The organism is Streptomyces venezuelae (genome assembly GCF_008642315.1).
Taxonomy (GTDB): Bacteria; Actinomycetota; Actinomycetes; order Streptomycetales; family Streptomycetaceae; genus Streptomyces; species Streptomyces venezuelae_D.
This window is the reverse complement of sequence record NZ_CP029192.1, coordinates 7,987,381-8,009,934: the sequence shown is the minus strand read 5'-3', so window position 1 is coordinate 8,009,934 and position 22,554 is coordinate 7,987,381. Positions and strand designations below refer to the sequence as shown.

Here is a 22,554-nt window from a genome sequence, read left to right as displayed (position 1 = left end):
CCCCCGCCCGGTCCCCCCGCCCACGCCTGTTACAGGTGCCGCGGCGGGCTGTTGCGGACGGCGGAGCGTCGCGCCCACAGCGCGATCGCCAGCAGAACGACTCCGGGCACGAAGTACGCCCACGCGTCGGCCGTGCCCGTGACGGCGCCGACGCCCCACGCGACCGACCACACGGCGAGCAGGACGCACAGGGCGCCCCAGGCCAGGGTCCGCATGCGCTGCCGCGCCTCGAGTCTCTGCGGGGTGCCGCGCTCCATCTCGCCCATGCCGGACGGGCCGTTGAACTCATCACGTGTCGTCATACTCGGCCGGATGCCCCGAAGTCCCCGGGTGAACCAGCCCCGCGCCGGGGGTCAGTCGACGTCGGCCCGCGACTCCCCCATCGCCAGGCCGTCGATCCAGTTGATGGCCGCCGTACTGGAGTCGGTGCCCCAATAGGTGCCCCACCGCGGCTTGTTGCCGAGGTCGTCCCAGGTGCGGGCGCCGGTACGGGAGGCGATCTCCTTGCCGTCCAGGTGGACCGAGAGCTTGCCGGAACTGCCGGAACTCGTGGTGATGCCGAGCTGGACGGAGTGCCAGGCACCGGCCGACCACGGGGCGGAGCCGATGGACGTCCACTCCTCGCCGGGGGCCACGTACCAGACCTTCAGCCTGCCGTCCTCGACCTTCATGATCACCGGGTAGTTCTGGCTGTGCTGGTCGTTGGTGCCGTTGGACTTCCACTGGAAGACGGTCTGCGCCTCCCCCGTCTTCGTCATCGAGTCCCACCCGAACCAGTACGTGCGCCCGTCCCGGAAGGCGTACTCGCCGCTCCCGGTCCGCACGTTGTGCGCCTCGCAGCGCGGCACGCCGATCGGCTTGTTGAACTTGAAGAAGTCACCGCGGGCCGTGCCCCAGTTGTCGACGGTGACGCTGCCGGGCGCGTCGCACAGGGTGGTCCCGAAGACGCCGAGCCCGTGGGAGGCGTCACCGTCCCACAGCACGCTCCTTGCGCCCTTGGCCCGCTCGTCTCCCTTGCCGCTGTCGTGCGGCGCGGCGTCTGCGCCCTGCGGCAGGGCGACGGCGACGGCCCAGGCGGCGGCTGCGGCCGCGACCATGCCGCCTGCCGAGGTGAGCGTCTTCGCGGTCCGGTTCACGGCATGCTCCTGCGAGGTGGGGGGGTGGTGGGGCGGCCACGAGGGTGCCACTGCCCCCACCATCACAGCAAGCGCTTGCACAACAGGAGTTTCAGAGCACAACAGGAGTTTCAGATCCGGCGCGCGACGGCCTTCTGCTGACGAGCGACCGCGTTCTGCGCGCTCTCGGTCAGCGAGCGGACCGTCCCCGCCGCGTCCCCCGCCGCTCCGCTCAGCGCCTTCGTGGCGTCGCGGCGGGTGCGGCGGGCCGCCCGGCGGCCGGCGACGGCCGCGGTACGGGTGCGGTAGGCCACGGACGGCTTGCCGTGGGTGTCGGCCGCCGCGATGAGGAGGCCGCCGAGCAGCGAGACGTTCTTGACGAACTGTGTGCGCTGGGCCGCCCGTCGCTCCGGATCCTTCTCCTTCCACCACGCGTGCCCCGCCAGGGTCGTCGGCACCAGCGTGCCGGCGAGCGCGAGGGCCGCGACGCGCGGGACGCGGCCGGTCGCCAGCATCAGACCGGCGCCCAGCTGCACCGCGCCGTTGACGCGGACCAGCCGCTCGGGGTCCTCCGTGAGCCATGGGATCCGGGACGCCACGGGCGCGGTCACGGCCTCGGCGGCGGGCGCCACGCGCTGCGGGTCCCGAAGAGTGTGCAGCCCGCCCGTGACGAAGACGGAGGCGAGCATCGGGCGTGCGCATTTCCTGAGAACAGCCATGCCCATCGGCTGCCCGAATTGTGGGCGGACAGTCCGGCGGCATCAGTCGGGCCGCTCCGGGTACGGGAACAGCGACCGACCGCACGCCCGCCGCACCGGCGGGGTGAGCCCCAGGAGGACCTCATGGCCGGACTGCTCTCACGCATCAGGGCCTACAGCCGCACCCCACAGGGACGGCGCACCGTCGCGTCGGCGCGCCGCGCCGCCGCCGACCCGCGCAAGCGCGCGCAGGCCCGCTCGCTCCTCTCCCGGCTGCGGGGCCGCCGCTGAGCCGGCGGCCGGACCGCCGATGAGTTCCGGCGTGTGCGGCAGTCTTCAGCGATAGTTGCCGCACACCCAAGAACTCCGGGAGAACCCACATGCGTACCGTGATCAGCACCGCCTTCGTCTCGCTCGACGGCGTCGTGGAGGCTCCGGGCGGTGAACCCGGATACCGGAACTCCGGCTGGACGTTCAAGGACATCGACTTCCTCCCCGAGGCGTACGAGATCAAGGGCCGGGAACAGCAGGAGGCCGCCGCGCTGATGCTGGGCCGGGTCAGCTACGAGTCCTTCAGCCCGGTCTGGCCGGACATGGCGGACTTCGCCGACTACAAGCTGATGCCGAAGTACGTCGTCTCCACCACCCTCGGCGAGGGCGACCTGGTCGACAACTGGGGCGAGACCACGATTCTGCGCTCGCTCGACGACGTCGCCGCGCTGAAGAAGACCGAGGGCGGCCCGATCATCGTCCACGGCAGCGCCTCCCTGAACCGGAGCCTCTCGGACGCGGGTCTGATCGACCGCTACCACCTGCTCGTGTTCCCGCTCCTCCTCGGCGCGGGCAAGCGTCTGTTCAGCGACACGGACAAGGACGCCCAGAAGCTGCGGCTCGTCGAGCACGAGGCATACGCCAACGGCCTCCAGAAGAATGTGTTCGACGTCCTGCACTGACCGTAATCTGTGCGGATGTTGCTCTACGCCCCGGCGGCCCTGCTCTTCCTCGTCTTCTGTTGGCGGATGGTGCGCGAGCGCCGCCGGTTCGGCAATGCGGTGCTCCTCGGCCTCGCCGCGCTCTGCGCGCTCGCGGCCTGGATGTACCGGCTGATCTCGTCCGGCTCGACGACGGGGCTCGTCATCGCCTCCACGCTGCTCGCCCTCGGAGCCGTGGGCATCCTCGTCCTCGTGGGCCTGCTCTTCCTCAACGGGCTGCAGATGGTGCGCAAGGAGGGCAGAAGCCCGTCCAACCTGCTGTCCCTGATGGGCGCGCTGGGCATCATCGGCGTCGTGGCCCTCGTGGTCACGGCAGCGGTGCTGCGGACGCCGGTCCTGATCGGTGTGGGCACGGCGGCGCTCGGCCTCGCCTGCTATCTCTCGTTCCTGTTCCTCAGCTTCGTCGTGTACGCGTTCCTCTACGGCCGCCTGCGGATTCGCCGCAACGCCGACTACGTGGTCGTCCTCGGCTCCGGCCTCATCGGCGGGTCCACGGTGCCGCCGCTGCTCGCCAGCCGTCTGGAGCGGGCCCGTGAGGTGCACGCGCTGCTCAGCAAGCGTGGCACCGCACCGGTGCTCGTCGCATCCGGCGGGCAGGGCCCGGACGAGGACCTGCCGGAATCGCACGCGATGGCGGACTACCTCGTGGAGCGGGGCTTCCCCGCCGACCTGATCGAGCGGGAGGACCGGTCGACGACGACGGAGGAGAACCTGCGGTTCAGCAAGGCGATCATGGAGAAGACCGGGGCGGACTACCGGTGCGTCGTCGTCACGAACAACTACCACGCCTTCCGCGCCGCGCTCCTGGCCCGCAGGGCAGGTGTCAGGGGGCAGGTGGTCGGCTCGACCACGGCGGCGTACTTCTGGCCCAACGCGACGATCCGCGAGTTCGTGGCCGTCCTTGTCGCCTACAAACGGACCAACATCGCCATGTGCCTGCTGTTCGTCCTGGCCGGCGTCCTGGCGTGGGCGGCTCGTTAGGCACAAACGCGTGAGCGGCCGCGTCCCTGTCCCACGAAGGCGCGGCCGCTCAGCTCGGAGGTGGAGCCGCCCACTGACCGGTCAGCGGCCCCGGCAGGATGTCACCCCTGCACTGAACGCGTGCCCACACCTGGGACGGCTACACACATGCGCCGCCATTCGCAGGGGCGGACTCACGTCGAGTCCCTCACCACCAGCTCCGGCTCGAAGATCAGGGACGTCGGTTCCGTCCGGGCACCCCGCACATGCTCGTGGAGCAGCCGGGCCATCGCCGCGGCCATCTCCTCCACCGGCTGGCGGACGGTGGTGAGCGGCGGCCGGCAGGTCAGCGCCACGCTGGAGTCGTCGAAGCCGACCACCGCCACCTCCTGCGGCACCTGTCCGCCCCGCTCGCGCAGCAGTTCGCACACGCCCTGCGCCATGAGGTCGTTGGCCACGAACACCCCGTCGAGATCGGGGTGCGCGGCCAGCAGTTCCGCCATCGCCGCGGCGCCGCTCTCCCGGGTGAAGGCGCCCTCGGCGATCGGCACGTACGCCGTCCCGGCCCTTTCCAGCGCCTCCCGGAAGCCCGCGAGGCGCTCCTGCCCCGCCGGCAGGTCCAGCGGTCCCGTGACGGTGGCGAGCCGCCGTCGGCCCCGTGCGAGCAGGTGTTCCGCGGCGAGCCGTCCGCCCTCGCGGTGCGCGAGGTCGACGTAGCTGATCGGGACGGGCAGCGCGGGCCGCGCGAAGCACACGGCGGGCAGGCCCTCGGCGACGAGCTGGGCGGGGAGCGGGTCCTCCGCGTGCGTGGAGACGACCAGCGCCCCGTCGGCACTGCCCTGCCGCAGGAACTCCGTCACCTGTTTCCTGGCCGCCGCGCTCTCGGCGACCATCAGGACCGGGTGCATGGACCGCGGCCGCAGGAAGCCGACCACACCGCTGATCACACGGCCGAAGAACGGGTCGGCGAACACCCGGGCCGCGAAGGCGTTCTGCACGCCGTCGCCGGGACGGCCTTCGTCCCCCTCGCCGTCGCCCTCCTCGCCCGCGCCCGAGATGACGAGGGCGATGGTCTCCGTGCGCCGGGTGACCAGGGAGCGTGCCGCCCGGTTGGGCGCGTATCCGGTGCGCTCGATCGCCTCACGGACCACGTCCCGGATCGCCGGGTCGACGTTGCGCACCCCGTTGATCACCCGTGACACCGTGGCACGGGAGACACCCGCCTCCCGTGCCACGTCCTCGAGCGTCAGCGACTGTCTCTCCATGCGTGCACTCTAACTTCCCTGCACAGCAAGGTGATAGAGCGCTCTCCCATCATGGGTCGGCGGGGCGGAGGTCAGCGGTAGACACCGAACTCGTAGAGCGAGTAGCCCCAGCCCGTGCCGCGCGCGGTGCCGTGGATCCGTACGTGGCGGCCCGTGCCGTCGACGTCGAAGTCGTCGATGCCGCCGTTGCCGTCCTTCACCTCGTGGACGGTCCGCCAGTTCTGTCCGTCGTCGGAGGTCTGGATCGTGTACGCCTTCGCGTACGACGTCTCCCAGTTGAGCTGGACGTGCCGGAACGACTGACGGGAGCCGAGGTCGACCTGGAGCCACTGGGGGTCGCTCCAGTCGCTGGCCCAGCGGGTCGTGGCCTTCCCGTCGACGGCGCCCGCGGCGGTGCAGGGGCAGTCGCCGCCGCCGGCCTGCTCGGAGGAGGCCTTCGCCGACTTGCCGAGGGCGAGGTTCGTGCCGTCGACCGGCGGGGCCACCACACGCACCGAGCGTGTCTCGACGCCGACGTTGCCCTTGCCGTCGGTCACCTTGACGTAGATCTTCCAGACGCCCGTGCGGTCGGGAGCGGTGACCTTCAGGCGGCCGTTGCCCTCGTCCGTGTGGCGCAGGGGCGTCAGGTTCTTGTCCTTGTCGATGTACATGCTGTTGGCGAGGACCTCGTAGCTCAGCGCGTCCCCGTCGGGGTCGGTCGCCCGGGTGGTGAGGGTGAGCGCACGCCCCGCCGGCACCTTGGTGGCATCCCCCTCGACGTCCAGCGCGGAGATGACGGGCGCCGTGTTGTCGCGGGAGGTGTCGGCGCCGTACGCCTTCTTCACCGCGGTGTACGCGAGCCGCTTCTGGCCCGCGGGCAGCAGGTTGAACCAGATGCCCCCGAAGTCGTACTCGGTTCCGTAGTGGAACATGGTGGCGCCCAGCGCGACGCCCTTGTGTCCGGTGACGCAGTTCCAGGCCTTGGTGTACCCCTCGGCCTTGGCACGGTCGGTGGGTTCCCGGGGCACTCCGTTGGCGTCGTCGGGCACCTCCCACTCCCCCGCGGGCCCGGTCTCGGTGACGATGTACGGCTTGGTGTAACCGCCCTGCTCCCACGTGGACTTGATGTCGCAGACCGCGTTGTAGGAGTTCACGGCGTACAGGTCGAGGTCGGGGGCGTTCTTCTTGTAGTAGGGCCAGGCGCCGGTCCACGCGTCGGTCGAGGTGACGGGGTGATCCGGGTCGACGGCGTGGATCTTCTTGGTGACGTCGTTGACGAAGGTGGTGTAGGCGTCGCGCTGGCGCTCCAGCTCGGCGCCGGTGTAGCAGTTCTGCAGCCCGAGCACGGACTCGTTGCCCACGTTCCACATCAGGACGCCCGGGTGGTCCTTGTAGGTCCGCACCCACTGGGGAAACTCTTCGAGCATCTGGTTCTTGTACGTGCTGTCGGTCAGGTAGTTGACGCAGCCGCCGCTGCCCGGGCCGCCGCCCGGCTGCAGCCAGAAGCCCGCGATGACCTTGATGCCGTGGTTGGCGGCCGAGTCGAACAGGGGCTTGCTGGAGGCGTCGGTGCCCCAGGTGCGGATGGTGTTGACGCCCATGGACCTGAGGTCGGGCATGTACTTGTCGGCATCGGCGACGCTCGGCCCCCAGGTCAGGCCCTTGACCTGGTAGGGGGAACCGTTCACCGTCAGCTGCCAGTTGCCCTGTGAACCGGTCACCTTGACCACGCTGCCGGCGGCACCCGCCTGCTGGGCGGGCAGGGCGAGGGCGCCGGAGGCGAGCAGGGCGACGATGAGCGGCACGGCGACGCGCCGCCGTCTCGTCGGTGGGCGGGGCGTGCGGACTCTGGGCATGCGGGGTCTCCTGTGGGGGTGGGGTGGGGGTTCGGTGGGGTGGGGCCGGACGGGTGGCCGCCGGTCAGGGGAGCTCGTAGTTCTCGTCGAGCGCCGCGCCCGCCTCGGGGTGCGTCTCGTCGTATCCGCGGGCGTTGCACTGCAGCCCGCCGACGACGCAGTGGTCGACCAGGGCCTTGAGCGTCGCGGGATCCCAGGCGTTGAAGAAGTCGTAGTGGAACGAGTGGCCGTCGCCGCTCGCCAGCTTCACCTGCGAGAGGTCTCCGTTGACGGGGAACGCCATCTTGAACTCGATCATCGGCACCGCCACCGGGTGGGACGCGGGACAGATGTTGTCGTTCGTCCCCGCCTTCACCTTCGGGTACGACATGTGGCTCTGGTGGTCAGGAGTGTCGAGGTTCTTCCCGTCCCAGCAACTCGGAGCCTGGAAGCGGATGTTGAGCTGGGTGTCCGCCGACGTCGGGCAGTTCTTGGGGATGTCGACGTTGAAGTAGCTCTCACCGCACTCCCAGCCCTCGACGAAGCCGGGGTGGCGCCGGAACTCCTCGGCGCTCTGCATCGGGCTGCCGACGACATAGCGCAGCCCCTCCGGGAACGGGCGCACGCTGGTGTAGTCGGTGACACCGGCCTTGTAGTAGATGACCTGCGGACCCACCGGAAGGACCGGCTGCCCGGCCTTCAGGAGGGTGGGCATCCAGTACGCCGACTTGTCGCCCGGCGCCTTGCACGCGGTGTTCCCGCGCTTCAGGGAGTCCGTGGTGCTGTGCGCGTCCGTCGTCGTGTTGCCCATGAAGGTGTGGTCGTGGGACTTGCCCGGCTGGCCCGGATAGACGATCGGGTCGTCCGGCCTGGTGTGCGTCACCGAGCAGTTGGCCTGGAACTCGTGGAAGTAGCGGTGGGGCGGCGCCTTGACCGACAGCCGGGCGCCGGTGACCGGCGACTTCGCCGGGATGGTGCCGTCGCCGTCGCGGTCCTCGGCGGCGGCGACGGTGGACGCCGCCATCGTGTGTCCCTGGTGGTGCCCCTGGTCGTGGCGCGCCGGGGCGGAGTCGGCGCCCGCCGCCATGCCGCCCACTCCCAGCGAGGTCACCAGGAGCGCGCCGGATATCAGTAACCCTGAGATGATCTTCGATCTCCGTGCCATGGAGACCTCCTGCCGAGTCAGCCGGATCGATGGGGTTGCGAGTGGCTCGGGAGAGCGCTCTCCCGATCCGGAGTGTTGCGGCCCTGCCGTGAGCGTGTCAATAGAAAGTGAACGCTTCCGAGCCACCCCCGCACCACGGCGACTTCCACCCCTCACGAGAACCGGCCCACGTACAACCCACGGGCCAACCGGCTCTGTACAGGCCTTTCTTGAAGTCCCATCAGGGACAACACCGGTAACTACCGTGCGACCTCTTGACGCGCCTCTCACGCGGATGAACTATTCCCGGTCAAGAGAGCGCTCCCCCGGCTCCCGATCGTTCACTTCCTGAAACAGGAGAGCCCCCATGCCAACCTCCCCCACACGCCGCACGGTTCTGGGCGCCATCGCCGCGTCGGCCGCCACCGCGGGCCTCGCCGCCACCGCCTCCCCCGCCGCGGCGCGGACCCCGGCCGCCCGACTGCCGGGCGGCGGCGACCTCGGGCCCAACGTGATCGTCTTCTCGCCCTCCACCTCGGGCATCCAGGCCCGGCTGGACCAGATCTTCAAGCAGCAGGAGAGCGCGCAGTTCGGCACCGGGCGGTACGCCCTGTTGTTCAAGCCGGGCACGTACAACGGACTCAACGCCCAACTCGGCTTCTACACCTCGATAGCGGGGCTCGGCCTCTCCCCCGACGACACGTCGATCAACGGTGACGTGACGGTCGACGCCGGCTGGTTCAACGGCAACGCCACGCAGAACTTCTGGCGCTCCGCGGAGAACCTCGCGCTCACCCCGGTCAACGGCACCAACCGCTGGGCCGTGGCGCAGGCGGCCCCCTTCCGCCGCATGCACATCAGAGGCGGGCTCAACCTCGCTCCCAACGGCTACGGCTGGGCCAGTGGCGGCTACATCGCCGACAGCAGGATCGACGGCAGCGTCGGCCCGTACTCGCAGCAGCAGTGGTACACCCGCGACAGCTCCGTGGGCGGCTGGGTCAACGCCGTGTGGAACATGGTGTTCTCAGGCGTCCAGGGCGCGCCGGGCCAGAGCTTCCCGAACCCCCCGTACACCACACTGGAGACCACGCCGATCTCGCGCGAGAAGCCCTTCCTCTATCTGGACGGCGCGGACTACCGGGTGTTCCTGCCGGAGAAGCGGACCAACGCGCGCGGTACGACGTGGGGCAACGGAACCCCGCGCGGCACGTCGCTGCCGCTCACCCAGTTCTACGTCGCCAAGCCCGGCACCAGCGCCGCCACGATGAACGAGGCGCTCGCCCAGGGCCTCCACCTCCTCCTGACGCCCGGCATCTACCACGTCGACCGCGCCATCGAGGTGAACCGCGCCAACACCGTCGTGCTCGGCCTCGGCTACGCCACGCTCGTGCCCGACAACGGCGCCTTCGCGATGAAGGTCGCCGACGTGGACGGCGTACGGCTCGCCGGCTTCCTCGTCGACGCCGGTCCGGTCAACTCGCCCGTGCTGCTCCAGGTCGGGCCGCGCGGTTCGGCCAGGGACCACTCCGCCAACCCGATCACCGTCCAGGACATCTTCATCAGGATCGGCGGGGCGGGGCCCGGGAAGGCCACGCTCAGCATGGAGGTCAACAGCCGTCACACGATCATCGACCACACCTGGGTGTGGCGCGCCGACCACGGTGCGGGTGTGGGCTGGGAGACCAACCGCGCGGACTACGGCGTGCACGTGCGCGGCGACGACGTCCTGGCGACCGGCCTGTTCGTGGAGCACTTCAACAAGTACGACGTGGAGTGGTCGGGGCAGCGGGGGCGCACGATCTTCTTCCAGAACGAGAAGGCGTACGACGCGCCCAACCAGGCGGCGGTCCAGGACGGGAACGTGAAGGGCTTCGCCGCCTACAAGGTCGCGAGCTCGGTGACGTCCCACGAGGGCTGGGGACTGGGCAGCTACTGCAACTACACCTCGGATCCCTCGATCCGTCAGGACCACGGGTTCGCCGCCCCGCGGACGCCCGGCGTCACGTTCCACGATCTGCTGGTCGTGTCGCTCGGAGGCATGGGCCAGTACGAGCACGTCATCAACGACACCGGTTCCGCCACGTCGGGCAGCTCCACGGTGCCGTCGACGGTGGTCTCCTACCCGTGAGCCGTGCTGCTCCCGGGGCTGGGGCCGGGGAGGGCGGGACGATCAGTTCCCGACTTCCCGGTCCCAGTCCTTCTCGAATTCCTTCTTGAACTTCTTCTCGCAGTCGCGGCGGCCGTCCTGGCTGTCGGCGTCCTTCATGCACTCCTTGAAGGTCTGCGCCGAGTCCGAGTTCAGGATCGACACGCCCAGGGCGATGATCAGCGCCGAAGCGATCAGTCCGAGCAGGCCGAGGACGACCCCGGTGATGGCCATGCCCCGGCCGCCCGCCCGGCCGCGGCGCGCCCGCACCGCGGCGACGATGCCGAGGATCACGGCGAGCAGTCCCAGCAGGACGCCGCCCACGACCGTCCAGAACAGCACGCAGGCGAGGATGCCGAGGACGAGCGCCGCGATGGCGAGGCCCCGGCCGGGGGCCGCCCCGGACGGCGGCTGCTGCGGTTGCGGTTGCTGCCATCCCTGCGGGTGCGAGCCGTCGTAAGCCGCCATACCGCTGACCTCGCCTTTCCTGCTGCCCGAACCGATGATCACGACCTTCGGTCATCCTCACAGAGAGGGCAGGGCTCCGCACCCGGTGTAGGCCTCCGCGAGGTACGCGGACCCGGCGGCGGAACCCGTCACGGCGGCCAGCTCGCCCAGCTGGCGGCGCGTGTCGAAGTCGGTGGCGTCGGGCAGCCGGTGCAGCATCGACGTCATCCAGTAGGAGAAGTGCTGGGCCCTCCAGACGCGGCGCAGCGCCCGGGGGCCGTACGTGTCGAGGGCGGCGCGGTCACCCGTGCGGACGGCGCTCTCCACCGCTTCGGCGAGCACCCGTACGTCGGCGAGGGCGAGGTTGAGTCCCTTGGCGCCGGTGGGCGGGACGGTGTGGGCGGCGTCGCCGGCCAGCAGCATGTTGCCGTAGCGCAGGGGGTCGCACACCAGGCTGCGGAACCTGAGGACCGAGCGGTCGGTGACGGGTCCCTCCTTGAGGGAGAAGCCGTCCGCTCCGGCCACCCTGGCCTGAAGTTCCGTCCAGATCCGGTCGTCGGACCAGTCCGCGGGGTCCTCGTCGGGGTCGCACTGGAAGTACATGCGCTGCACGGTGTCGGTGCGCCGGCTGATGAGGGCGAAGCCCCGCTCGGAGTGGGTGTAGACGAGTTCGGCGGCGCTGGGCGGCGCCTCGACGAGGATGCCGAACCAGGCGAAGGGGTACGCGCGGAAGTAGTGCGTACGGGATGCCTCGGGCACCGCGGTCCTGCACACGCCGTGCGCTCCGTCGGCGCCGACCAGGATCTCGCACCGCACCTCGCCGGGCCGCCCGTCGGCGTCCTCGAACAGGATGCCGGGGTGGTCCGTCGTCAGGTCGACGACTCGGGTGCCCGTGATGCCGAAGCGCACGTCCGCGCCGTCGCGCTCGCGGGCGTCGGCGAGGTCGGTGAACACGTCGGTCTGCGGGTAGAGCCATACGCTCTCCCCGACGAGTCCCTGGAAGTCGATGCGGTGGCCGGTGCCCCCGAAGCGCAGCTCGATGCCGTCGTGCCGCTCCCCGTCGCGCAGCACGCGGTCACAGACCCCGGTGTCCGTCAGGAGCCGGACGCTGTCCGCCTCGAGGATGCCCGCCCGGCTGGTGCCCTCTATCTCCGCTCGCGTGCGGTTGTCGACCACGACGGAGTCGATGCCCGCGCGGGCCAGCAGATGGGAGAGCATGAGGCCGGCCGGGCCCGCGCCGACGATGCCGACCGGGGTGCGCGTGAGGTTGCGGGGCACGGCCCGTCCCTTCAGGTCGCCAGGATGGCGTCGACCGTCTCGTCCAGGGTCTGCTCGGAGCTGTCGAACCACTCGCCCTCGCCCCGGAGTTCGGCGCGCATCGCCTCGTCCAGGAACGTCCAGTCGTCGGCGAGTACCTTGTCGCGCGCGGTGAGCCGTCGTGAGACGACGTCGACGGCCGGGGCCAGCACGATGAGGCGCAGCGGCAGGTCCTTCAGCTGTTCCCGGTAGAACTCCAGGTGCGCGCGGCGGACGACGACGTCGTCGATGACCGGGACGACTCCCGCCGCGTGGAAGCTGCGGGCGAGGACGGCCGCGTTGCGTGCGCGCAGGAGCAGTTGGCGGTCGGCTTCGAGGTCTTCCTCGGGCTGGGGGAGGTGGCTGCCCGAGACGATCAGGTCCTGGAGGTGGTCGCCCTCGATGTGGGCACCGAGGGGGAATCTGCGGGCGAGCGCGTCCGACACGGAGCTCTTGCCCGAGCCCGGGATGCCGACGACGAGGAACACGTGCGGCGCCGGTTCCGTGTCGACGGTCTGCCCCTGGAACGAGGTGTCCGGCATGCTTCCCCACTCTCCGACGTCTGCGGCTCTGTTCGACGGCGTCGGCCAGCCTATGCGTGGCGGACGGCCCGTTCACCCCTTTTGAATGCGACTGCAACGCGGCGCGAACGTAATTGCTTCACACCGCCCACACATTCTCCACCGCGATCTTTACCCAACGGTTGATTGCTGGACCAATTCCCAGCTCAGGGGCGGTAATTACTCAATTTTTGGCAGGTTTTTGCTCTGTCATCCGTCGGTAATGCGATGGCAAAGTGATGGTCACGACGGCCGTCCAGGCTGTCTCCAGGGCGACAGGCGCCCACCGTTCCGGCGGGCCAGTGCCGCCCCGCCGTCACCATCGACCCGACCACACCGCGTCCCGGCCCCGCCCGAGCGACGCAGGAGGCAGGCCACCTTGAAGTCCCTTATCGACAACGCCCGTTCGTTCGCCGCGACACACGTGGCGGACCCCCACAACGCAGCGGCCTTCCGGGCTCTCGAAGCCGGACAGTCACCCGAGGCCCTGTTCGTCACCTGTTCCGACTCGCGCGTCGTCCCGGCCCTGATCACCGGAGCGCGACCGGGCGAGCTCTTCGAACTCCGTACGGCCGGCAACGTCGTCCCGCCCTACCCCGCGTCCGGCATCGACGGCCGCTCCGAAGGACCCATGAGCGAGGCCGCCACCATCGAGTACGCGGTGTGCGTGCTCGGCGTCCGCGACATCGTCGTCTGCGGACACTCCCACTGCGGCGCCGTCGGCGCGCTGGTGCGGCGCGAGGACCTGTCGGCGGTGCCGGCCGTACGCGACTGGCTGGAGCACTCGGTCGGTCCCGACGCCACCCTGCGCTCGCTGGCGGCGACCTCGCCCGACGTGGCGGAGGCCGTCCAGACCCATGTGCTCGCGCAGGTGGAGAGGTTGCACGCGTACCCGTGCGTCCGCGAGCGCGTCGCCGACGGCTCCCTCACGCTGCACGCCTGGTACTACGAGGTGCACACGGGCACCGTCAGCACCCACCGTCCTTCGGACACCGGCCGACCGTCGTTCAGTCCGCTGTGAGCACCGCCGCTCCTCCCTGACCGGCCCGCTCCCACGACAGGACCCCCACCCTCATGTCCTCCCTGCCCCCTTCTCCCGCCTCCCTCCGTTCCCCCTTCCGCGCCCTGCGCGAACCGGGCGTGCTGCGCCGGGACATCCTCGCCTCGCTCGTCGTCTTCCTCGTCGCCCTGCCGCTCTGCGTCGGCGTGGCGGTCGCCTCCGGCGTGCCCGCCGAACTCGGCCTGGTCACCGGCATCGTCGGCGGTCTGGTCGTCGGCTGTCTGCCGGGCAGTGCCATCCAGGTGAGCGGCCCGGCCGCCGGTCTCACCGTGCTCGTCTTCGAAGCCGTGCGCGAGTTCGGGCTGAGCATGCTCGGCGCGATCGTGCTGCTCACCGGCGCGCTCCAGATCGCCCTCGGTCTGCTCCGCTGCGGCCGGTGGTTCCGCGCGATATCGGTCTCCGTCGTCCAGGGCATGCTGGCCGGCATCGGCCTCGTGCTGATCTTCGGCCAGCTCTACACCATGGCCGGGGCGAAGCAGCCCCTCTCCGGCATGGACAAGATCACCGGTCTGCCCGGGCTGCTCGCCGACACGGTCGGGGACACCACGGCGCTGACCGCGGCGGCCGTCGGACTCGGCACGATCGCCGTCCTCGTGCTGTGGCCGAAGCTGCCATCGGCGGCGCGTGTGGTGCCGGCCCCGCTGGCCGCCGTGGCCCTCGCCACGGCCGTGACCGCCGGGTTCGGCCTCGACGTGGCGAACGTGTCGGTGCGCGGCATGGTCGACGCCATCCAGCCGCCCGGCTTCGGTGACCTCGCCGGGCTGGGGAGCGTGGCGGTGCTCGGCACCGTCCTCGCGTTCACCCTGATCGCGTCGGCCGAGTCGCTGTTCAGCGCGGCCGCGGTGGACCGCATGCACGACGGTGCCCGCACGCACTACGACAAGGAGCTCGTCGCCCAGGGCGTCGGCAACACGGTGTGCGGTGTGCTCGGCGCCCTGCCGATGACCGCGGTGATCGTGCGCAGTTCCGCCAACGTCCAGGCCGGGGCCCGCACCCCGCTCTCCCGCATCCTGCACGGCGCGTGGCTGCTGCTGTTCGCGGTGCTCCTGCCTGCCGCGCTCGGCATCATCCCCCTCGCGGCACTCGCCGGCGTCCTGGTGCACGCGGGCTGCAAGCTGATCCCCGTCAAGGAGATCGTCCCGCTCGCCCGCACCCACCGCGGCGAGGCCGTCGTCCTGGCCGTCACGGCGATCGCCATCGTGGTGACCAACATGTTCGAGGGCGTCATCCTCGGCCTGGTGCTCGCGGTGGCCAAGTCCGCCTGGGACACCTCCCATGTCCACGTGGACGTACGGGAGTTGACCGACGGGCGGATGGTGGTGACGCTCACCGGCAACGCCACGTTCCTGCGGCTCCCCCGCATCCTGGAGACCCTGGAGGCCATGCCCCAGGACCGCCCCATCGAGCTGGACCTGACGGCCGTGCGCCACCTGGACCACGCCTGCCGCACGACGCTGGAGAACTGGGCGCTGCGGCACAACGACAGCGACACGGAAGCCGTACGGATGAAGACGCTTCCGGCGGCCGGGTCCGAGGCCACGTCCGCGGTCGATGCCGAGGCCGAGACGAAGGCCGGGGCGAAGCCCAAGGCCAAGGCCAAGGTCTGACGGCCGGCTCACGCCACCTGCCGCTCACCGATTTCCCCCTGCTCCGGGGGCCGGGACCAGAACACCCGGCCCGGCCCCCGGTGTCCCACCCATCCCTCGGCACGGAGTGCCGTGCCGATCAACCATGGAGGTTTCCACCGTGGAACAGCTCATCAAGCGCATGACGCAGGAGTCCGTCTGGCAGAAGTGGGTCGCGGTCAACTCGGCCCAGGGCGCGGGCGCGAAGGACGGCTGCATCAGCGCGACGCCGAAGAGCGGCTGCATCAGCGCCACCGGCAAGACCGGCTGTATCTCCTAGTACCGCCGGCACCGCCGACGCGGCGGGCGGTGGCGGTGACGACGGCGGCACGAGCCGCGGTCGGTCACCGCCCCCGCCCCGCCGTCCACCCCGCCCGGACACAGCCCGTCCGGGCCCACCCTGCCCGGCCCCACCCCGCCCAGCACCGGAGCCCCTTTGAACCGCCTGCCGAGCGCCGACGTCCTGGACCAGGTCCGGGACATCCCCCTGTACCGCGCGTCCGTCGAGCGCGGCGACTTCCCCGTCCTGGAGAAGCCGGAGATCGCCCGGGACTTCCCGGCCAACTGGATGACCCCCGAACTGGAGCGGGCCCTGGAGACGGGCGACGCCGAGTTCGTGCTGTCCACCGGGACCAACCACGCCCGCATGCAGCTCATCCGGCCGCCGTACTTCCTGCTCCGCTCCTACTACCGCCTGTGGAGCGAACACCCCGAACTCGGCGCCCTCTGGCACGCGGAGGCACGGCGCATCTCGCTCACCACCGTCCTCGCCACTGAGCACGTCGCCCGCGTCAACGCCCGCAAACCGGGTGCCACGCCCGGCGAACGCTGGCTGGACCACCGGACCTTGTACCTCAACCGGCAGCTGGATCCGGACGGTTGGGACCGCGTCGAGGTGGAGCGGATGCTCACCGAGATCCGCGAGGTGAGCGCCGCCCATCCCACGGGCGCCTACCTCCTGGACTGCTCCAGCTACCACTTGGCGCACCTGGTCCGGAAGGTCACCGAGTGGGACCTGTGGGCCCTGTTCCCGCGTCCGGCCGGGATCATCCACGCCTACGAGTACACGCCGCTGAACGTGCGCGCGTATCTGCGCACCCACTTCGACTGTCCCATCGTCGACCTCTTCGGCAGCACGGAACTGGGTTACCTCTTCTACAGCGAGGGCGAAGGACGCTACCGCCCCTACCTCCACGACATGAGCGTGGAACTGATTCCGGTGGAGCCGGGCAGTGGCATCCACAGCCTCATCGTCACCAGTGTCCGCAACCCGTACATGCCGCTGGTCCGCTACCGCTCCGGCGACTGCGTCCGCACCGCCGACGGCAGCCCCGACCCGGAGCGGATCGTCTCCTTCTGCGGCCGCGAGAAGGAGCTGCTCGCCACGCCCGCGGGCCCCGTGGCCCAGGCCGACCTGGACGCCGGGGTCGCCGCGGCCTCGTCCCGCGTCTTCCTGCACCAGCTGCACCTCACCGGCGACGACCGCTGCGACCTGTGGTGCACGACGTTCGACGGCAGACCGCTCACCCCCGGCGAGACCGCCGAACTCACCGCGACGGTCACGGCGTTGACCGGACGCGTCTGCCGTGTGGAGTACCGCGACCACGTGCCGATCGGGCACTCCGGCAAGTACGCCTGGCTGGCCGCGCCCCAGTGACCGCGCCAGCGACCGCACCAGAGACCGCGCCCGTGACGGCGACGTCGACCCACCGCACCGGAGAGCCCTCATGCCCACGTCCGTAACGCACGCCCCCACCGCCGAGGAGCTGCTCGGCTCCGACCTGCACGCCGAGGTCGTACGGCACTTCGCGGCGAAGCCCGACGCCCCGGACCTCACGTACGTCACCCACCAGGTCCGCGAGTGCCTCCGCTACCTCTACCTGGTCTCCCGCCACCCCGACCGCCTCGCCGGGCTCTTCCTCCCCGTCGAGCAGGACATCGACGAGATCTGGCACTACCTGATCCTGCAGACCCGGGAGTACCGGGAACTGTGCGAACAGCGGCTGCCCGGGGGCCACTTCATCCACCACCGGAGCGTGTCGTACGACACCTATCAGCAGGAGCCGGGCCGTGAGACGGCGGCGGAGGAGGCGCTGCGCTGGATCCCCCTCTACACCGCCGCGTTCGGCCCGTACGACGAGGACGCCCTGCCGCACTGGACGGTCGTGCGGTTCCTGCACGAAGTGCTCGAGATGCCCCTGTCGGAGATCGCGACTCTGGCGGACACCCCGGTTATGTGACATTTTACTGAGCGGCCCCGCGCCTCCGTCCGTGCGTCGTCCCCAGGGAGTCCTCGTGACCGCATCCGGCATGCCGCAATCCGCCGCCACCCTCCACACCGGCAGCCACGACCTGCCCGCCTCCGCCGAGCTCTCCCGCTTCATGGCGGAGGCCTGGGCACCGTCCGCCCTGCCCGACTCCGCGCGGGTCCCCGCGCACGCCGTCACCCCGGCCCGCCGGGCGCGGCTGTCCGCCCGCTTCCCCGGCGAGCGGCTGATCGTGCCCGCGGGCGAGCTCACGGTCCGTTCGAACGACTGCGACCACCGCTTCCGGCCGCACAGCGCGTACGCCTGGCTGACCGGGCTGACCGGTGAGGACCAGGCCGGCGGCGTGCTGGTGATGGAGCCTTCGGGGCCGCACGGGCACGAGGCCGTGCTGTACCTGCGGCCGCGCTCGCCGCGTGTCGACGGCGACGAGGAGTTCTACCGGGACCGGCGCTACGGCGAGTTCTGGGTGGGTCGCCGCCCCGACCTCGCCGAGGCGGAACGGCTCACCGGCATCCGCTGCGCCCACCTGGACTCCCTGGGCGCGCCGACGGGCCGCAACGCCGCCGCCGACCCCGAACTGGCCGCCGCACTGGCCGAGTTGCGGCTCGTCAAGGACGCCTGGGAGGTCGAGCAGCTACAGCTGGCCGTCGACCACACCGCCGCCGGGTTCGAGGACGTGGTCCGTGCACTGCCGCGCGCGCTGGCGCATCCGCGCGGGGAGCGCTGGATCGAGGGGGTGTTCGGCCTGCGCGCCCGCGCCGAGGGCAACGGCACCGGGTACGAGACCATCGCGGCCTCGGGGGCCCACGCCTGCGTGCTCCACTGGATCCGCAACGACGGACGCCTCGACCGCGGCGACCTCCTGCTGCTTGACGCGGGCGTGGAGACGGACAGCCTCTACACCGCCGACATCACCCGCACCCTGCCGCTCTCCGGCCGCTTCTCCCCCGTCCAGCGCCAGGTGTACGAGCTGGTGCTCGCCGCCCAGGACGCGGGCATCGCGGCGCTGCGTCCCGGCGCGCGCTTCCGCGACTTCCACCGGGCGGCGATGCGCGTCATCTCGGAGGGGCTCGCCGAGTGGGGCGTGCTGAAGGACGCGCGGGGGGACCTGCACCGCCGCTACACCCTGTGCGGCAGCGGCCACATGCTCGGGCTCGATGTGCACGACTGCGCCAAGGCGCGCGCCGGGGCCTACTTGGACGGCGTCCTGGAGGAGGGCCAGGTCCTCACCGTGGAGCCCGGCCTCTATCTCCAGCCCGACGACGAGACGCTCCCCGCCGAACTGCGCGGCGTCGGCGTCCGGATCGAGGACGACCTCGTGGTCACGGCGGAGGGCGCCCGCCTGATGTCGGGCGCCCTGCCGCGCACGGTCGCGGGCGTCGAGGAGTGGATGGGCACCCTGCTCGACGCCCGCGCCTGAGCCGCTCCTGGACGCGGATTTCTCCCACGGCCAGTCCATGGGGTACAGTCGATCATGTGCTCGACGCCGGAACGACGGCGCAGGGCCCGCGCGTTGGTGGTCCAAGGAAAGGCGCCCCACTTCCTGTGGGGAGATGCAGGTGCAAGGCCTGCCCAGCGCTCAGGAAAGAAGGCCCGACCTCCGTCACGGAGGTCGGGCCTTCTCGTGTGAGCGACACTGTGACCATGTTCCTCGACCGTCTTCCGCCCCCTGACCTCTACGGCCGCCTCCGCGTCGAGCGCCACGACCTGTCCCCCGCCCACTGGCTGGCACAACGCCCGTCGGGCGCGGACGGGTTCGGGACGGTGGCCGCCGTGTGCGCTCCCGGGTTCGAGGCGTACGCGCGGATCCTGCATCCCGCGCGGCTCGGCGCCGCACCGGTGCGGTGGGACCGGGCCGCCGCCTCGTACGGCGCGACGGTCGGGGCGGCGACGCGCTGGCACGAACTGATCGGCGCCGAGGACCGGCTCCTCTACCGCAACGACGACACCCCCGCCGTGCCCGGCGTCTGGGACGAGCACCCGCACGAAGGGCCCACGCAGGGCGATGTGGCCCGCGCCCTCGTCCCCGTCCTGGCCCGGCACACCGGGACGCCCGACCGCTGTTGGTACGGACTGTGGGCCGGATACGGGCACATTGACTGGGACGGCGTTCCCGTCTTCCCCACGCCGGGCCGCGAGGAGATCCTGCTCTCCGGCCCCCTCGACGACGCCGACTCCCCCGCGCCCGGCTCCGTCGACGGCGTGCCCGAACTCCCCGACCTGTGGTGGCCCGAGGACCGCGCGTGGTGCGTGGGCGGAGACGTCGGCCTCGTCAGCACGTACGTCGGAGGCTCCGCGCGGTGCGTCGCCGAGATCCTCGCGACCCCGGGCCTTGAGGCGTACGAGGTCGACGAGACGTCCGCGGTGGACTGATCCTGAGCGGTCAGCGCAGGAGACCCGTCCGGCCCGACCTCGCCGTGGAGACGAGTTCGGCGACCGTGGCGATCTTGACGCGCGGGCGGCCCGCGCTCGCGCCCCGGGTCACCTCGGCCCGTTCGATGGCGGCGAGGCCTCGTGCGTCGACCACGTGGCGATTGCGGCGGCGCACCAGCCGGTGGAAGGCCTTCGTGGCGTGGAGCGGGGCGGGCAGCGCGCCCGCGACCGCGTCGGCGAGGAGGGTGGTGACCGTTTCGGCGGCGCAGGTGCGGTTGGCGCCGATGCCGCCGCTGGGGCCGCGCTTGATCCAGCCCACGACGTAGGTGCCGGGCCGTCCCTCGACCCGGCCGCCCTCGTGGGGCACGGTGCCGCCGGTCTCGTCGAAGGGCAGTCCGGCGACGGGCGTGCCGCGGTAGCCGATGGCGCGCAGGAGCAGGCCCGCCGGGATGGACTCCTCCCCCGCGGCCGTCTCCACGCGCACCCCTTCGACCCGTTCCGTGCCGAGGACTTCGGCGGGTCCGCAGTGGAAGCGCAGCACGATGCGGCGGCCGGGCTCCGGCTGCCGTTCCCAGTCCGGGCGTGTGCGCGTGACGCCGTGCAGGACCGCCGCCTTGTCCTTGGCGCCCGCGGCTTCGACGGCGTCCGCGACGCGCGGGTCGTGGTCGTCGACGACCAGGTCAACGCCCGGCAGATGCTTGAGGGCCAGGAGTTCGGACGTGGTGTACGCGGCGTGCTCGGGACCGCGCCGGGCCAGCAGGACGACCTCGCGGACCTTGCTGTCACGCAGGGCGCGCAGCGCGTGGTCGGCGATGTCGGTGCGGGCGAGGGTCTCGGGGTCGGCGAGCAGGATCCGGGCGACGTCCAGGGCCACGTTGCCGTTGCCGACGACGACCGCTCGCTCCGCCGACAGGTCGATGCCGTCCGGCGCCGCGTCGGGGTGGGCGTTGTACCAGGCGACGAACGCGGTGGCGGAGATGCTGCCGGGCAGTTCCTCGCCGGGGATCGACAGGCGCCGGTCGGCCGACGCGCCCACGGCGTAGACGACCGCGTCGTGGTGGGCCGCGATCTCTTCCGGGGTGACGTCGGTGCCCACGTCGAGGCCGAGGTGCATCCGTACCCGCGGGTGTGCGTGGAAGCGGGCGAAGGTCTCGCCGACCTTCTTGGTCGCGAGGTGGTCGGGCGCGACGCCGTAGCGCACGAGTCCGCCGGCGACCGGGAGCCGGTCGATCAGGGTGACCTCGGCGCTGGTGTGGAGCAGCAGGTCCTGCACGGCGTACATCCCGGCGGGGCCCGTGCCGACGACGGCGACCTTCAGCGGCGCGAAGTCCGCGGGCAGGACGCGCGGGAAGGACGGCTCGCCCCAGACGTGGAAGTTGGGTCCTGCCGGGTCCGGTTCGGGAGCCCCCTCCCCCGTCGCGTCGTCGTAGTAGGCCGCGTTGATCGCGGCGTACTCCCGCTGCGCAACCGGCAGGGTGTCCACCGGGAAGATCGCGTCGACGGGGCAGGCGTCGGCGCAGGCGCCGCAGGAGATGCACGTCCTCGGGTCGATGTGCAGCATCTCCGTGCTGCCGAACGCCCGCTCCTGCGGCGTGGGGTGGATGCAGTTGACCGGGCACACGGCGACACAGGTGGCGTCGTTGCAACAGGTCTGGGTGATGGCGTAGGTCATGTTCGTCGGCTCAACTCGGGTCGGCTCGGCTCGGATCGGCTCAGATGAGGTGGGCGCGCTTGTAGAAGACCAGGGCCGGCTTGGTGAGCAGACCGCACGAGGCGAGGAACTCCATGAGGCCCGAACAGCTCGACCGCATCATGGACTTGTGGTGCTCGTTGGCCTTCGCCTCGGCGACGGCGCGCTCCTCGTCGAGTCCGGCGTTCGCGTACACCTTGCGGTTCACCATGCTGGTGACGATGACGTACGACGCGATGGCGATGATGAGGGAGTTGATCTCGCGGCGCACCCGGCCCGCTCCCGCGAGCTGCTTGCGCGTCTGGTCGCGGGCGAACTTCATGTGCCGCGACTCCTCGACGACATGGATGTTGTTGATGGTGCGGACGAACGGCACGACGCGCTCGTCACGCATCCAGTCGCGCTGCATCACGTCGAGGACCTCCTCGGCGACGAGGATCGCGGCGTACGCGGCCTCGCCGAACGCGACGGACTTGAAGACCCTGCCGAGTTCGGTGGCCCAGCGGCGCGGGCGGTAGGCGGGGGCACCCAGCTTCTCGGCGCCGCGGGCGAACATGATGGAGTGCCGGCACTCCTCGGCGATCTCGGTGAGCGCCCACTGCACCTCGGTGCTTGTCGGGTCCTTGGCGTAGACGTCGCGCAGCACCATCTGCTGCAGGATCATCTCGAACCAGATGCCCGTGCTGGCCACCGAGGCGGCCTCCTGCCGGGTCAGCTCCTTGCGCTGCGCCTCGGTCATCTCCCGCCAGTAGGCGGTGCCGTAGAGCGTGCTCCACTCCGGGCTCGCGCCGTGACAGTCGCGGTCGAGGGGGGTGTCCCAGTCGACTTCGACGGCCGGGTCGTACGCCAGCACGGCAGCCGAGTCCAACAGCCGCCGGGCGACATCGCCCTCCGGGGAACTGCCCTGTGTGCTCGGCCGAACAGTGCTGCTTGCCATGCTGCGGCTCCTTGGCTCGGTGACGCGTCGACTCCGACGCCGTCCAGGCAGCGGGCGCGGCGCAGCGTCGCACGGCTGGCCGCGACCCCGTTGTTAGACAGAACGTATAACAAGGGGGTCGCGTACGCCTACCCTCGAGTAAGCAAGGAATTGGGCAGAGCCGGT

22 protein-coding genes are annotated in these 22,554 nt (G+C 71.1%); 11 read left to right on the top strand and 11 right to left on the bottom strand.

What is annotated here, in order from left to right:
* Positions 1-29: 29 nt before the first annotated feature.
* The 3 genes from DEJ48_RS35420 to DEJ48_RS35410 form a co-directional block, all read right to left on the bottom strand.
* Positions 30-302 (bottom strand): hypothetical protein, encoded by a 273-nt coding sequence (locus DEJ48_RS35420; protein ID WP_223832308.1) that lies wholly within the window; start codon positions 300-302, stop codon positions 30-32.
* A gap of 51 nt (positions 303-353) precedes the next feature.
* The gene (locus DEJ48_RS35415; RefSeq protein ID WP_190537787.1) at positions 354-1,136 is read right to left on the bottom strand and encodes a heparin lyase I family protein; all 783 of its coding nucleotides are present in this window, start codon (positions 1,134-1,136) and stop codon (positions 354-356) included.
* A 110-nt stretch (positions 1,137-1,246) separates the two neighbouring features.
* Positions 1,247-1,834 (bottom strand): DoxX family protein, encoded by a 588-nt coding sequence (locus DEJ48_RS35410; RefSeq protein ID WP_150220204.1) that lies wholly within the window; start codon positions 1,832-1,834, stop codon positions 1,247-1,249.
* A gap of 123 nt (positions 1,835-1,957) precedes the next feature.
* Here DEJ48_RS35410 and DEJ48_RS39935 point away from each other — a divergent pair, with 123 nt between their 5' ends.
* The 3 genes from DEJ48_RS39935 (at position 1,958) to DEJ48_RS35400 (ending at position 3,786) form a co-directional block, all read left to right on the top strand.
* Positions 1,958-2,104 (top strand): hypothetical protein, encoded by a 147-nt coding sequence (locus tag DEJ48_RS39935; protein WP_190537786.1) that lies wholly within the window; start codon positions 1,958-1,960, stop codon positions 2,102-2,104.
* Positions 2,105-2,193: 89 nt separating this feature from the next.
* Positions 2,194-2,766: a dihydrofolate reductase family protein gene (locus tag DEJ48_RS35405; protein WP_150220203.1), complete on the top strand. Its 573-nt coding sequence runs from the start codon at positions 2,194-2,196 to the stop codon at positions 2,764-2,766.
* A gap of 15 nt (positions 2,767-2,781) precedes the next feature.
* A complete protein-coding gene (locus DEJ48_RS35400; protein WP_150220202.1) occupies positions 2,782-3,786 on the top strand; it encodes a YdcF family protein in 1,005 nt (334 codons plus the stop codon).
* 173 nt (positions 3,787-3,959) lie between these two features.
* Here the strand turns inward: DEJ48_RS35400 and DEJ48_RS35395 are convergent, their stop codons facing one another.
* The 3 genes from DEJ48_RS35395 to DEJ48_RS35385 all read right to left on the bottom strand — a co-directional run bounded on the left by DEJ48_RS35395 (position 3,960) and on the right by DEJ48_RS35385 (position 8,009).
* Positions 3,960-5,030, bottom strand: coding sequence for a LacI family DNA-binding transcriptional regulator (locus DEJ48_RS35395; RefSeq protein ID WP_150220201.1), 1,071 nt, complete (start codon positions 5,028-5,030; stop codon positions 3,960-3,962).
* A 71-nt stretch (positions 5,031-5,101) separates the two neighbouring features.
* The gene (locus DEJ48_RS35390) at positions 5,102-6,865 is read right to left on the bottom strand and encodes a discoidin domain-containing protein (protein ID WP_150220200.1); all 1,764 of its coding nucleotides are present in this window, start codon (positions 6,863-6,865) and stop codon (positions 5,102-5,104) included.
* Positions 6,866-6,929: 64 nt separating this feature from the next.
* A complete protein-coding gene (locus tag DEJ48_RS35385) occupies positions 6,930-8,009 on the bottom strand; it encodes a DUF1996 domain-containing protein (RefSeq protein ID WP_150220199.1) in 1,080 nt (359 codons plus the stop codon).
* A 346-nt stretch (positions 8,010-8,355) separates the two neighbouring features.
* On the opposite strand from DEJ48_RS35385, the gene DEJ48_RS35380 reads away from it, so the two are divergent.
* A complete protein-coding gene (locus DEJ48_RS35380; protein WP_150220198.1) occupies positions 8,356-10,116 on the top strand; it encodes a coagulation factor 5/8 type domain-containing protein in 1,761 nt (586 codons plus the stop codon).
* Positions 10,117-10,158: 42 nt separating this feature from the next.
* Here DEJ48_RS35380 and DEJ48_RS35375 read toward each other — a convergent pair whose 3' ends face one another.
* Genes DEJ48_RS35375 through DEJ48_RS35365 form a run of 3 tightly spaced genes read right to left on the bottom strand, consistent with a single transcriptional unit; the run spans position 10,159 to position 12,419 of the window.
* The gene (locus DEJ48_RS35375) at positions 10,159-10,644 is read right to left on the bottom strand and encodes a DUF4190 domain-containing protein (RefSeq protein WP_223832307.1); all 486 of its coding nucleotides are present in this window, start codon (positions 10,642-10,644) and stop codon (positions 10,159-10,161) included.
* A gap of 15 nt (positions 10,645-10,659) precedes the next feature.
* The gene (locus tag DEJ48_RS35370) at positions 10,660-11,859 is read right to left on the bottom strand and encodes a 4-hydroxybenzoate 3-monooxygenase (protein WP_150220197.1); all 1,200 of its coding nucleotides are present in this window, start codon (positions 11,857-11,859) and stop codon (positions 10,660-10,662) included.
* Between the two features lie 11 nt (positions 11,860-11,870).
* Positions 11,871-12,419 carry an AAA family ATPase gene (locus tag DEJ48_RS35365; protein WP_150220196.1) on the bottom strand — a complete coding sequence of 183 codons (549 nt, stop codon included), beginning with the start codon at positions 12,417-12,419 and terminating at the stop codon, positions 11,871-11,873.
* Between the two features lie 397 nt (positions 12,420-12,816).
* On the opposite strand from DEJ48_RS35365, the gene DEJ48_RS35360 reads away from it, so the two are divergent.
* The 7 genes from DEJ48_RS35360 to DEJ48_RS35335 all read left to right on the top strand — a co-directional run bounded on the left by DEJ48_RS35360 (position 12,817) and on the right by DEJ48_RS35335 (position 19,762).
* On the top strand, positions 12,817-13,458 hold the full coding sequence (locus DEJ48_RS35360; protein ID WP_411757515.1) for a carbonic anhydrase: 642 nt from the start codon (positions 12,817-12,819) through the stop codon (positions 13,456-13,458).
* Positions 13,459-13,511: 53 nt separating this feature from the next.
* Positions 13,512-15,104 carry a SulP family inorganic anion transporter gene (locus DEJ48_RS35355; protein ID WP_150220194.1) on the top strand — a complete coding sequence of 531 codons (1,593 nt, stop codon included), beginning with the start codon at positions 13,512-13,514 and terminating at the stop codon, positions 15,102-15,104.
* A gap of 139 nt (positions 15,105-15,243) precedes the next feature.
* Entirely contained in the window at positions 15,244-15,402 is a 159-nt protein-coding gene (locus tag DEJ48_RS39930) for a hypothetical protein (RefSeq protein ID WP_190537785.1), read from the top strand.
* A gap of 156 nt (positions 15,403-15,558) precedes the next feature.
* Entirely contained in the window at positions 15,559-16,779 is a 1,221-nt protein-coding gene (locus DEJ48_RS35350) for a hypothetical protein (RefSeq protein WP_150220193.1), read from the top strand.
* A 70-nt stretch (positions 16,780-16,849) separates the two neighbouring features.
* The gene (locus tag DEJ48_RS35345; protein WP_150220192.1) at positions 16,850-17,362 is read left to right on the top strand and encodes a hypothetical protein; all 513 of its coding nucleotides are present in this window, start codon (positions 16,850-16,852) and stop codon (positions 17,360-17,362) included.
* Positions 17,363-17,432: 70 nt separating this feature from the next.
* Positions 17,433-18,809: an aminopeptidase P family protein gene (locus DEJ48_RS35340; RefSeq protein ID WP_150221589.1), complete on the top strand. Its 1,377-nt coding sequence runs from the start codon at positions 17,433-17,435 to the stop codon at positions 18,807-18,809.
* Between the two features lie 224 nt (positions 18,810-19,033).
* Positions 19,034-19,762, top strand: a complete 729-nt coding sequence (locus DEJ48_RS35335; RefSeq protein ID WP_150220191.1) for a hypothetical protein — start codon at positions 19,034-19,036, stop codon at positions 19,760-19,762.
* 10 nt (positions 19,763-19,772) lie between these two features.
* On the opposite strand, the gene DEJ48_RS35330 is transcribed toward DEJ48_RS35335, so the two are convergent.
* Together DEJ48_RS35330 and DEJ48_RS35325 are read right to left on the bottom strand one after the other, a co-directional pair.
* The gene (locus tag DEJ48_RS35330) at positions 19,773-21,434 is read right to left on the bottom strand and encodes an FAD-dependent oxidoreductase (RefSeq protein WP_150220190.1); all 1,662 of its coding nucleotides are present in this window, start codon (positions 21,432-21,434) and stop codon (positions 19,773-19,775) included.
* Between the two features lie 40 nt (positions 21,435-21,474).
* Positions 21,475-22,389: an AurF N-oxygenase family protein gene (locus tag DEJ48_RS35325; RefSeq protein ID WP_150220189.1), complete on the bottom strand. Its 915-nt coding sequence runs from the start codon at positions 22,387-22,389 to the stop codon at positions 21,475-21,477.
* Between the last annotated feature and the right edge of the window lie 165 nt (positions 22,390-22,554).

Excerpts from the sequence above, each read along its gene's own strand:
- DEJ48_RS35405 (WP_150220203.1), top strand. The coding sequence starts at position 2,194 with ATGCGTACCGTGATCAGCACCGCCTTCGTCTCGCTCGACGGCGTCGTG.
- DEJ48_RS35400 (WP_150220202.1), top strand. The coding sequence starts at position 2,782 with ATGTTGCTCTACGCCCCGGCGGCCCTGCTCTTCCTCGTCTTCTGTTGG.
- DEJ48_RS35365 (WP_150220196.1), bottom strand. The coding sequence starts at position 12,419 with ATGCCGGACACCTCGTTCCAGGGGCAGACCGTCGACACGGAACCGGCG.
- DEJ48_RS35335 (WP_150220191.1), top strand. The coding sequence starts at position 19,034 with ATGTTCCTCGACCGTCTTCCGCCCCCTGACCTCTACGGCCGCCTCCGC.
- DEJ48_RS35420 (WP_223832308.1), bottom strand. The coding sequence starts at position 302 with ATGACGACACGTGATGAGTTCAACGGCCCGTCCGGCATGGGCGAGATG.
- DEJ48_RS35395 (WP_150220201.1), bottom strand. The coding sequence starts at position 5,030 with ATGGAGAGACAGTCGCTGACGCTCGAGGACGTGGCACGGGAGGCGGGT.
- DEJ48_RS35330 (WP_150220190.1), bottom strand. The coding sequence starts at position 21,434 with ATGACCTACGCCATCACCCAGACCTGTTGCAACGACGCCACCTGTGTC.
- DEJ48_RS35325 (WP_150220189.1), bottom strand. The coding sequence starts at position 22,389 with ATGGCAAGCAGCACTGTTCGGCCGAGCACACAGGGCAGTTCCCCGGAG.
- DEJ48_RS35345 (WP_150220192.1), top strand. The coding sequence starts at position 16,850 with ATGCCCACGTCCGTAACGCACGCCCCCACCGCCGAGGAGCTGCTCGGC.
- DEJ48_RS35355 (WP_150220194.1), top strand. The coding sequence starts at position 13,512 with ATGTCCTCCCTGCCCCCTTCTCCCGCCTCCCTCCGTTCCCCCTTCCGC.
- DEJ48_RS35380 (WP_150220198.1), top strand. The coding sequence starts at position 8,356 with ATGCCAACCTCCCCCACACGCCGCACGGTTCTGGGCGCCATCGCCGCG.
- DEJ48_RS39935 (WP_190537786.1), top strand. The coding sequence starts at position 1,958 with ATGGCCGGACTGCTCTCACGCATCAGGGCCTACAGCCGCACCCCACAG.
- DEJ48_RS35340 (WP_150221589.1), top strand. The coding sequence starts at position 17,433 with ATGCCGCAATCCGCCGCCACCCTCCACACCGGCAGCCACGACCTGCCC.
- DEJ48_RS35385 (WP_150220199.1), bottom strand. The coding sequence starts at position 8,009 with ATGGCACGGAGATCGAAGATCATCTCAGGGTTACTGATATCCGGCGCG.
- DEJ48_RS35410 (WP_150220204.1), bottom strand. The coding sequence starts at position 1,834 with ATGGCTGTTCTCAGGAAATGCGCACGCCCGATGCTCGCCTCCGTCTTC.
- DEJ48_RS35390 (WP_150220200.1), bottom strand. The coding sequence starts at position 6,865 with ATGCCCAGAGTCCGCACGCCCCGCCCACCGACGAGACGGCGGCGCGTC.